Below are 1305 nucleotides of genomic sequence, written 5' to 3'. Positions count from 1 at the left end.
AATGTACGGGACAACCACATGGGTTACAAAAAAGTGCATTCACATAGGTGACACTTTGATTGAAACATAGCCGTTCTTTGCGTCCCTGGCGTTGACGTGACCTAGGATCACCGGACCGAAGATCACATTCCATACTCCGTCTTTGATCATCTCCATTCCAATGTTTTGATGCCTGAGCAGATTCCCCACGTATATCCGCAGACCCGCTCGGTTAATGATTCCGCAACTATCAGCCAGGTAACACTCAACATGGCTCGCATACCCCATTTCCGGTAGCTTTTCCGGGTAAGCTCGGGTTGAGGGTGTATAGCAGGAGGCCGGGGTTTTCTGGCCGAGAGCCTCGTGTCCCCGCTCGTGATTGTAGTGCTGCATAAATCGATCAAAGTGTTTTTGCTGAGCCTCCCAGGCAATGGCTGGCGGTTTGGGAAAAGTACTTTTTAATGTCCGGTGCATGCGCTCATGACGCCCATTTTGATCTGGCCGACCGGGCTCAATTCGCTCAGGAATAATCCCAAGTCGCAACCACCAGATCGACAACTGCGATAGCCCTGCACGACCCGTACTGGCAAACGGCACGCCGTTATCGGTGCGGATGCGCTCAGGCATCCCGTATTCACGAAAAACGCGCTCGAAGGTTTGCTGGGTCTCCTTGAGATTGGTATTGGCCATGCTCTCGCAGGCAAGCAAGAAGCGACTGGCATGATCCATGATCGTCAGTGGATAGCACCAAACGCCCGCCCCGGTGAGAAATTGGCCCTTGTAATCTGCGCTGAAGAGCTGATTAGGCGTTTCTGCCTTACGCAAAGGCTTGGGATAGACAGCGACACGCTGGCGCAACGGTCGAGACGTAATCAAGTCCGCTGCCTTAAGGATGTTGTAGATAGTCGTCTTCGACGGCGGATCCTGCCCCGGAAAACGTTTCATCAGGTCGTTCTGAATCTTTTTAGGACCCGGAACCGTTTCGCCAGTAGAGCGAAACTCAATGATTGCCTGCCTCACAACCAATGGCACCACATAGGTTTGGTTGTGCCGTCGGCGGCTACGTTCGTCGAGCCCACTGGGGCCCTCCAGCTCATAGCGCTCGACCCATTTGTAGCCAGTCTTTCGGCTGATCTGATAGTCCTGGCACAGCCGGCTAAAGCTGTGCTTCTCAGACAGATACTCAGCGATGAACATCACTTTGAGGTCCATAGGTTTCAGCTCTCTCCAGGGCATGGTCAGATCCTCGCGAAATCGACCCTGCCAGTTAAAAACTGTTACCTATGTGCGTGAACTGATTTGTAACCCATGTGGGTGAGTCATACC

At 52.8% G+C, this 1305-nt stretch carries 1 protein-coding gene; it reads right to left on the bottom strand.

Annotated elements, in window-relative coordinates:
- Window positions 1-39 precede the first annotated feature (39 nt).
- Window positions 40-1215 (bottom strand): integrase core domain-containing protein, encoded by a 1176-nt coding sequence (locus IB266_RS30415; protein ID WP_102623652.1) that lies wholly within the window; start codon window positions 1213-1215, stop codon window positions 40-42.
- Window positions 1216-1305 lie beyond the last annotated feature (90 nt).

This window comes from Pseudomonas sp. Pdm06, assembly GCF_014851795.1.
Taxonomy (GTDB): Bacteria; Pseudomonadota; Gammaproteobacteria; order Pseudomonadales; family Pseudomonadaceae; genus Aquipseudomonas; species Aquipseudomonas fluorescens_AA.
This window is presented reverse-complemented; position numbering and strand designations above follow the sequence as displayed.

Excerpts from the sequence above, each read along its gene's own strand:
- IB266_RS30415 (WP_102623652.1), bottom strand. The coding sequence starts at position 1,215 with ATGCCCTGGAGAGAGCTGAAACCTATGGACCTCAAAGTGATGTTCATC.